The following is an 8,918-nucleotide window of genomic DNA, read 5'->3' on the forward strand; positions in this document are numbered from 1 at the left end:
CCACACGGCGCTTCAAGGAACCGACATAATGGCCTACATGCAGTTTGCCGGTAGGTCTGTCACCAGTAAGAATAATCTTCTTCATCTCTCAAAATCCTCCCCAACGGCAGGCCCTGTGGCCGTGCCGTATTTCTACATTGCTTCTTTTATTTTTCAGGCTTTATCAAAGAAATACACCGATGATTGTGTTGAACATGCCCAGCACCACACGCTGCAGGGGAATCAGTATCCCTGTCAGCACCGGCGTCATCATCAGGGCAATCAGGATAATAAAGCTGTACCGTTCCAATGACATCAGCTTGTAGGCATACCTGCCCGGAAGCAGCACGGTCAGCACCTTTGAGCCATCCAGCGGCGGCAGGGGCAGCATGTTAAAGATGGCAAAATTGATGTTGTACAGCACCATCATGGACAGCACCAGCCGCACCCCGTCAGAAAAAATCCCCACCTTAAAGAGCAGGGCCATGGCCACCAATGATAAAAATGCCACAATCAGATTGGAAGCAGGCCCCGCCAGTGCCACCAGCAGCTCCCCTTTTTTCCAGTCCTTGAAATTGCGGGCATTTACCATGACCGGCTTCGCCCAGCCAAAATGGGCAATCAGCAGCATCACAAGGCCAATCGGGTCAATATGGGCCTTCGGATTGAGGGTCAGCCGCCCCATCAGCCGCGGCGTAAAATCACCCATGGCATCCGCCACCCTGGCATGGGCATACTCATGCACCACCAGCGCAATCAGTAGCCCCGGCAGGCCGCCTATCAAGCCAATCAGAGAAAAATCAAACATAAAACCCTCCCAAAATCACTTCTTCTGCATTTCCCGCCAGAGAAGCACCGCCGTAATGGACTTGGCGTCACAAATCTCGCCTGACCGGATTTTTTCCATGGCTTCCTCCATGGTCAGGATACATACATTGATGAACTCATCCTCGTCCGGATGCTGCCTGCCGGGGGTAAGCCCCTCCGCCGCATAGATATAAATGAACTCGTTGGAAAAGCCCACTGTGGTTGCCAGCTTGGTCAGGTATGTGTACTTGTCAGCCTGATAGCCGGTTTCCTCTGACAGCTCGCGCCCGGCGCACTCAAAGGGATCCTCACCCTCTGCATCCAGCTTGCCGGCAGGGATTTCCAGCGTAACCTGCTGAATCGGATAGCGGTACTGACGCACAAAAATCAGCCTGCCGTCAGGCATTATCGGCAAAACTGCGGCGGCACCGGGATGCTTAATCCACTCACGGTAGGCAATACTGCCGTTGGGCAGCTTCACGGTATCCTTCTTGACATGCAGCAGACATCCGTCAAAAACATCCTCACTGCTTATCCTGCTTTCAATCAAATCTTCATCCATTTTTACTGTACTCCTCTTTTTTTAGCTTTGCATAGGCAAGCATTTCCCTGGCATTATCCAGAGCCGCTGATGAAACATTGGCGCCGGATGCCATTCTTGCAATCTCGTTAATGCGTTCTCCCTCGGTCAGGGAACGTACTGATGTGGAGGTCTGGTTGTCGGCCACGGACTTGCTGATATAAAGATGGTTGTCCGCCATGCAGGCAATCTGCGGCAGATGGGTGATGCACAGCACCTGCTTGCCCACAGCCGCCATGGCTATGCGCTCTGCCACCATTCTGGCCGTCTTGCCGCCAATCCCCGTATCTATCTCATCAAACACCATGCTGGCAGGTGATGTGTCCCTGCTGGCCGTAACCGTCTTGATGGCCAGGGCGATGCGGGAAAGCTCGCCGCCGGAGGCAACCTTCTGTATCGGCCGCGGCTCCTGTCCCGGATTGGCCGAAAACAGGATTTCCAGCCTGTCCTGCCCGTTTGGCCCCAACGATTCCGACGGCTCCACGGAAATCACGAAGCTGGCGTCCGGCATTCCCAGTGCCGCAAGATGCCCTTCAACAGCAACGGACAAATCCGCCGCCGCGGCCCGGCGCAAATCGGTTACCCTGACTGCCGCCTGCACGGCCTCTGCCCTGGCGGCCTCCACCTCCGCCCGCAGTGCCGCAATATCCTCATCATAGTTTTCGATGTTGGCCAGTTCCTGCTGGCATCTGTCATAATATGCCAGAATATCAGCAATGGTGGCACCGTATTTTTTGCGCAGTCTGTCAATCACATCCATGCGCCCCTGCAGCTTGTCCAGAAGCCGCGGGTCAAACTCAAGGGAATCCGCATAGTCGCGCACCTCGTAGCCCGCCTCCCTGACCTGGATGGCGGCCTCGCCCAGAATGCCTGCCACCTCGTCCAGTGCATCATCAAACCTGCCCAGAGCTTTCAGGCTTTCCACAGCCTCCTCAAGGCCGCTGACGACGCCGATGCCGCTGTTGCTTCCGCCATACAGAAGCTCGCAGGCACTGGTGATGTGACGGGAAATCTTCTCCGCGTTGGACATTTTGTTGATGGCCTTCTGCAGTTCCTCGTCCTCGTTTTCCTGCAGGCGGGCGTTCTCAATCTCCTGAATCTGCCACCTCAGCATATCCAGCCGCTGTTCGTAATCGCTGGAAGCGCTTTCCTTCTCCTGCAGACGCTTTTCGGCCTCCCGAAAGGCGCCATAGCTGTCACCGTACCGGCTCAGCGCATCCTTCAGGTCACTGCCGGATTCATCCAGCAGGGCAAACTGATTCTCCTGTTTCAGCAGGGAAAGATTTTCATTCTGGCCGTGAATATCAACCAGCAGGGTGCCGAGGCTTTTCAGTACGGCCAGCGTGGTGTGACAGCCGTTTATCAGGATGCTGCCCCTGCCGCCGCTGGTAATCTGCCTGGTTATAATCAGCTCGCCATCCGCCGTATCAATGGCATTTCCTTCCAGAAATTCCACGACTTTTGACTGATTCTCCAGGGAGAAGACAGCCTCCACCCGCAGCCAGTCCCGCCCGCTTCTAATCAGGTCCGTGGACAGGCGGCTGCCCAGCATGGCCCCCAGTGCATCAATCAAAATTGACTTGCCGGCACCTGTTTCGCCAGTCAGAATGTTCAGGCCCTTATCAAATTCAATCTGAATATGCTCCAAAAGAGCAAAATTCCACACAGTAAGCGTATTTAGCATGCCAATCCCCTATTCTCTAATCCTCTCGCCCTCATGCTTCCTCTGCCATGGCCTTCATTCTCGTAACGATGCCCCGCGCCAGCTCCTTCTGCTTCACTACCGCCAGCACCGTATCATCACCGGCCACCGTGCCGATGATTTCCGGCCATTGGGCATTGTCCAGGGCAAAGGCCACCGTGCCGCCGGCCCCCGGCTGTGTCTTGATTACCACGATATTTTCACTGAAATCAATGCTGGTTACAGCATCCTGAAAGGTTTTCTGCATTTTGGATTCGGAATGCACCTGCTGTACATCCAGCGGGTAGGAATAGCGATACTTGCCGTGCCCGTAGGGAATCTTGACCAGATTCAGCTCCTTGATGTCCCTTGATACGGTAGCCTGGGTGACCTCAATCTTCTGCTCCTTCAGGGCCGCCGCCAGCTCCTCCTGTGTCTCGATGATCTGTGCCTCAATAATAGCCTTTATCTTGGCCTGTCGATAGTTTTTCAAAGTTTTCACCTCGCTATAAATTACGCCATAGCTTATTTTTCAGGGTGTAGTAGTAATTCCTGTCCTCGAACTTGATAATCTTGGCAGGATTCTTTGCCTTGCGGATGGTCACCTCATCACCCGGAAGCATCGGATAGCTTTCCTGCCCATCCAGAGTTATCTGGATATCCTGATGCACCGCCGCAATATGGATGCGCACATGGTCCTCATCGGAAATCACCATGGGGCGAACCTCCAATGTATGAGGGCAGATAGGCGTTATCAGAAGCGACTTGACGACGGGATTGATAATCGGGCCTCCGGCCGACAAAGAATACGCCGTGGAGCCGGTAGCCGTGGAGACAATCACCCCGTCCGCCTTGTAGTCGGTCAGGCGACAGCCGGCAACGCTCATGCCCAGATGCAGCATCCGGGAAACACCGCCCTTGCAGATGACCACGTCGTTGAGGGCATGGCCCAAAAAACGCTTCTCGCCGCGGCTGTAATGGGAGCTGGAAATAACCGTCCGCTCCTCAATGTAATACTGATTTTTCAGCAGCTTGCCGAGGCGGCTCTCCAGCTCCGGCACCTCAATATCCGCCAGAAAGCCCACGTTGCCTATATTGATGCCACAGCAGGGGATATCCTTGGCGTAAAGCTGTCTGCACACGCCCAGAAGCGTGCCGTCACCGCCGATGCTCAGCCCGATATCCACATTCTGCTCGTCAACGCGCTGTACACCCAGCTCCGGATAGCCAAAGAGCCTTGCCGTGGCCTCCGGCATCACCAGCCGCACATCCTTATCCGCAAAAAAAGCAACAATCCGCTCCAGCACTCCGGCTGATTCACTTTTTTCTATGTTGGGAAAAATTGCTATTGTCTTCATCGTACACCTCAAAAGGTACACCAGCTAAAATACCATTTACAATCAGCACTGCAACAGGTTCATTTATCCAGCGCGCCGTGGGCCAGCCTGACGATTTCCTGCACCAGACCGTCAGTGACCCCGTCGGCGGCCTCCGCCGCCTTGTCCAGCCAGATGAGGTACTCTATGTTGCCCTCCGGCCCCTTGACCGGCGAATACGTCAGCGCCTTGGGCGTCAGGCCCATCTGCCGTGACAGGGAAACAACCCGGCTGATAACCTCTTCATGCACGCCGGCATCCCTGACGACGCCCTTCTTGCCTACCTTTTCCCTGCCTGCCTCAAACTGCGGCTTGATGAGGGCCACGATTTCACCCGACGGCTGCAGCATTTCCTTGACCGCCGGCAGTACCTTTTCCAGAGAAATAAAGGCTACATCTATTGAGGCCAGGTCAACCGCCTCCCCCAGCTGTTCAGGCGTAACATTGCGCACGTTGGTGCGCTCCATGTTGACTACCCGCTCATCGGTGCGCAGGCTCCAGGCCAGCTGGCCATAGCCCACGTCAATGGCAAACACCTTCACCGCCCCGTTCTGCAGCATGCAGTCCGTAAAGCCGCCGGTGGAAGCGCCGATATCAGCGGCCACCTTTCCCTGCAGGGAAACGCCAAATTCCTTAATGGCCTTTTCCAGTTTCAGGCCGCCGCGGCTCACATAGGGAAGCGTGTCCCCCAGCACGCGTATTTCAGCCTCCGGCTTGACCATTGTGCCGGCCTTATCTATTTTTTGTCCGTCTACCAGCACCAGGCCCGCCATGATAGTTGTCTTGGCCCGCTCCCTGCTCTGAACGAGATTGCGCCTGACCAGCAGTGCGTCCAGTCTTTCCTTTGCCATCAGTCCATACCACCAATATTTTCAATAATTCTGTCAGCTATCTGCTGGGCCGTAAGCCCGCATTTTTCCAGCAGCTGCGGGCAGGAGCCATGCTCGATGAACTCGTCCTTTATGCCAAAACGCATGATGCGGCACTGACTGCCGGAATCCGCCATGTACTCCGCCACCGCGGAACCGAAGCCGCCCGCCAGGGCGTTTTCTTCCAGCGTAACCCAGAGGGACGGCTGACGCTCTATCAGCCAGTTCAGCATTGCCGTATCCAGCGGCTTTACAAAGCGCATGTTGATGACCGTCGCCTTGATATTGGCCATGTTCAGTATGCGGGCCGCCTCAATGGCCTGCTTGACCATACTGCCGATGGCCAGCAGGGCCGCGCCCCTGCCATCACCGGAAATCAGCTCCGCCCTGCCTATCTCAAGCACCCTGGCCTCTTCGGCCAGCTCAATGCCCGTAGCCGAGCCGCGAGGATAGCGCACCGCCGCAGGGCCGTCATATCCGGCGGCCGTGTACAGCATATTTCTCAGCTCATTTTCATCCTTTGGCGCCATAATCACCATGTTGGGAATGTGCCGCAGATAGGAATAGTCAAATACGCCGTGATGGGTAGGGCCGTCCGCCCCCACCAGCCCGGCCCTGTCCAGACACAGCGTCACCGGCAGGTTCTGCAGGCACACATCATGTACGATCTGGTCATAGGCCCGCTGGGCGAAGGTGGAATAAAGGGCCACCATCGGATGCGCCCCGGCGGCGGCCATCCCTGCCGCCATGGTCACCGCATGTTCCTCGGCGATACCCACATCAAAAAATCTCTCCGGGAACTGCTTTGCAAATGCCTTCAGGCCTGTACCTGACGGCATCGCCGCCGTAATGGCCACAACGCTGTGATTGCTGTAGCCAAGCTCCAGCATCGTGCGGCTGAAAATATCCGTATAGGACGGCGGCGCGGCAGGATTCTTTATAGGTTCTCCCGTTGCCTTGTTGAACCTGCTGATGCCGTGGAACCTGTCCGGCTTCTCTTCCGCAGGCAGGTAGCCCTTTCCCTTCCTTGTGCGCACATGTACAAGCACAGGGCCGTCAATATGGCTCAGCTGCCGGAAGACAGCCTGCATGCTTTCAATGTTGTGTCCGTCAATAGGCCCTATGTAGCTGAAACCCATTTCCTCGAACCAGCCCCCCGGCGTAATGGCCGCCTTGACGCCATCCTTTAGATACTCCGCCGTCTTCAGCACCGTATCACCGATGCGGGGTATGTTCCTGAAAAAGCCCTCAATGTCCTTTTTGGCCCTGGCATACTGCGGCGCCAGCTTGATGCGGGACAGGTATTCCGACATAGCACCGACATTTTTATCAATGGACATTTCGTTATCGTTGAGGATAACCACCAGCCGCCTGCCCAGCGCACCGGCATAATTCAGTCCTTCGTAGGCCTCGCCCCCGGTGAGGGCGCCATCACCGATAACAGCCACTACGCTGTAATCCTTGCCCTCCAAATCGCGCACTATGGACATGCCCAGGGCGGCCGATATGGATGTGCTGGCATGCCCCGTACCGAAAGCGTCATATTTTGATTCGGAACGTTTCGGGAAGCCGGTAATCCCCGACATGGTACGCAGGGTGGCAAAGGACTCCCTGCGCCCGGTCAGAATCTTGTGCGCATAAGCCTGATGGCCTACATCCCAGATAACCCTGTCCTTCTCTGGATTGAACACGCTGTACAGTGCCAGCGTCAAATCCACCGTGCCCAGGCTTGGCGCCAGATGCCCGCCATTTTTTGCACAGGTGTCGATTATCATGCGGCGCAGTTCTGCGGCCAGCGACTGTAAATGGGGCAGGGACAGCTTCTGGATATCCGCCGGATGCTTGATGCTATCTAAAATTTGTTCCACACAAAATCTCCCCTTTTACTTATTGCGTTCCAGGAGCATCTGCACCAGCTCCCGCAGGAAATCTGCCTCTCTGCCAAAAGGCTCCAGCGCCTTCAAGGCCCTTGCCACGGTTTCTGCCGCCAGCTCCCGCGCCTTTTCCAGCGAGGTCAGCGTAACGTAGGTGGACTTGTCATTTCTTTCGTCACTGCCCACCGGCTTGCCGATTACGGCCTCATCGCCCACCACATCGAGGATATCATCCGTAATCTGGAAGGCCAGACCGAAGCAGTCCGCATAGGTAGTCAGCGCCTCCAGCCTGACAGCATCAGCGCCGCCCAAGATAGCGCCGCTCCTGATGGCCGCCCTGAACAGGGCGCCTGTCTTGCCCATGTGCATCCTGCGCAATTCTTCCAGAGAAATCTTTTTTCCCTCGGAAAGCATGTCAATAACCTGACCGCCCACCATGCCATTCGGGCCGGCGGCCACGCTCATTTCCCTCACAACCTGCACCAGAACCTCCGCAGGCACTCCCTGCTGGCGCAGGATAACCTCAAAGGCCTGGGTCAAAAGGGCATCACCGGCCAGAATAGCCAGCGCTTCGCCATATACCTTGTGATTGGTCAGCTTGCCACGGCGGTAATCGTCATTGTCCATGGCAGGCAGATCATCGTGAATCAGGGAATAGGTATGAATCATTTCTATGCCGCAGGCGGCCTGCAAAAAATCGGTTCCCCTTGCACCGACCGCATCCGCGGCGGCCATGACCAGAATCGGGCGCAGGCGCTTGCCTCCGGCCATCAGGCTGTACTTCATGGAATCGGCCAGCTCGGGAACAAGGGCGCTCTCAACGCCAAGCTCCTCCAGCAATGCGGCCTCAACCAGCTTTATCCGCTCATTCCATTGTGTCTTGTCCATTACCTTTCCCCCTCGATTATCAGTTCCTGCTCTGTTACACTGCCATCCGCGGACTCAGCCAGCAGTACATCCATCTGCTCCTCCGCTTTCTTCAATGCCTCCAGGCATTTGCCTGATAGCTCCATGCCTCTGGTATAATCTGCCATAACCTCTGCCAGCGGAGCTTCACCGCTCTCCAATCGGTTGACTATCTTTTCCAGCTCCTGCAGATTTTCCTCAAAGGAAGCCGTTTTCCTGCGTGGCATGTTTATACCTCCTCTATTTCAGTGACACGGGCCTTAAATGCACCATCCGCAACCCGCACGCTCACAATCTCATCCATACTTATTTTGTCTATGCTCGATATGATGGTGCCATCTGATTTCTGCGGCAGTCCATACCCCCGGCGCAATACGCCGGCAGGATTTACCAGCTCCAGCTTGTCTACCAGATGCCCCACCATCTGCCTGTTGTTCCTGATGTACAGGCCCGTTGCAGAAACCAGCCTCTCCCGAAGCATGTCCGCCTTCTGCTGGCGCTGCTGCAGCATCACTCCCGGCTGCCTGAACACAGGCCGCTCCATCAGGCTGGCAAGGTGAGCTTTGCCTCTTTCCAGCTGGCGCCGCAGGCTTCCCTTCATGCGAAGCTGCAGACCCTGCAGATGCCTGGCCAGCTCGCCCGCATCGCGCACGGCAAACTCCGCCGCCTGCGAAGGTGTCGCCGCCCTCTTGTCCGCCACAAAATCAGCCAAAGTAAAGTCCGTTTCATGCCCTACGGCGGAAATAACAGGGATGCGGGAGCGATAAATCGCACGCACCACGACCTCTTCATTGAAGGACCACAAATCCTCCATGGAGCCGCCGCCCCTGCCCACAATCAGCACGT

11 protein-coding genes are annotated in these 8,918 nt (G+C 56.1%); all 11 read right to left on the reverse strand.

The genetic code is table 11. The features are described 5' to 3' along the window. A partial coding sequence (locus ACI3UA_RS08170; protein WP_439724331.1) for a hypothetical protein occupies nucleotides 1-85 on the reverse strand: 85 nt, incomplete at its 3' end. Between the two features lie 78 nt (nucleotides 86-163). Then, entirely contained in the window at nucleotides 164-787 is a 624-nt protein-coding gene (locus ACI3UA_RS08175) for a site-2 protease family protein (RefSeq protein ID WP_439724321.1), read from the reverse strand. Between the two features lie 15 nt (nucleotides 788-802). Continuing rightward, nucleotides 803-1,348, reverse strand: a complete 546-nt coding sequence (locus ACI3UA_RS08180) for an NUDIX domain-containing protein (RefSeq protein WP_439724322.1) — start codon at nucleotides 1,346-1,348, stop codon at nucleotides 803-805. Further along, nucleotides 1,341-3,050, reverse strand: coding sequence for a DNA repair protein RecN (gene recN, locus ACI3UA_RS08185; RefSeq protein ID WP_439724323.1), 1,710 nt, complete (start codon nucleotides 3,048-3,050; stop codon nucleotides 1,341-1,343). Before recN ends, ACI3UA_RS08180 begins: the two co-directional genes overlap by 8 nt. Nucleotides 3,051-3,081: 31 nt before the next feature. Further along, the gene (gene argR, locus ACI3UA_RS08190) at nucleotides 3,082-3,540 is read right to left on the reverse strand and encodes an arginine repressor (RefSeq protein ID WP_439724324.1); all 459 of its coding nucleotides are present in this window, start codon (nucleotides 3,538-3,540) and stop codon (nucleotides 3,082-3,084) included. Between the two features lie 13 nt (nucleotides 3,541-3,553). After that, nucleotides 3,554-4,405 carry an NAD(+)/NADH kinase gene (locus ACI3UA_RS08195; RefSeq protein WP_439724325.1) on the reverse strand — a complete coding sequence of 284 codons (852 nt, stop codon included), beginning with the start codon at nucleotides 4,403-4,405 and terminating at the stop codon, nucleotides 3,554-3,556. A gap of 59 nt (nucleotides 4,406-4,464) precedes the next feature. Beyond that, entirely contained in the window at nucleotides 4,465-5,274 is an 810-nt protein-coding gene (locus tag ACI3UA_RS08200; RefSeq protein ID WP_439724326.1) for a TlyA family RNA methyltransferase, read from the reverse strand. After that, nucleotides 5,274-7,160 (reverse strand): 1-deoxy-D-xylulose-5-phosphate synthase, encoded by a 1,887-nt coding sequence (dxs, locus tag ACI3UA_RS08205; protein ID WP_439724327.1) that lies wholly within the window; start codon nucleotides 7,158-7,160, stop codon nucleotides 5,274-5,276. The genes ACI3UA_RS08200 and dxs overlap by 1 nt, the downstream gene beginning before the upstream one ends. Before the next feature lie 15 nt (nucleotides 7,161-7,175). Continuing rightward, nucleotides 7,176-8,054 (reverse strand): polyprenyl synthetase family protein, encoded by an 879-nt coding sequence (locus ACI3UA_RS08210; RefSeq protein ID WP_439724328.1) that lies wholly within the window; start codon nucleotides 8,052-8,054, stop codon nucleotides 7,176-7,178. After that, nucleotides 8,054-8,299: an exodeoxyribonuclease VII small subunit gene (gene xseB / locus ACI3UA_RS08215; RefSeq protein ID WP_439724329.1), complete on the reverse strand. Its 246-nt coding sequence runs from the start codon at nucleotides 8,297-8,299 to the stop codon at nucleotides 8,054-8,056. Before xseB ends, ACI3UA_RS08210 begins: the two co-directional genes overlap by 1 nt. 2 nt (nucleotides 8,300-8,301) lie before the next feature. Then, a partial coding sequence (gene xseA / locus ACI3UA_RS08220; protein WP_439724330.1) for an exodeoxyribonuclease VII large subunit occupies nucleotides 8,302-8,918 on the reverse strand: 617 nt, incomplete at its 5' end.

Origin of the sequence: Anaerovibrio sp., assembly GCF_051866355.1 — a bacterium.
GTDB lineage: Bacteria > Bacillota > Negativicutes > Selenomonadales > Selenomonadaceae > Anaerovibrio.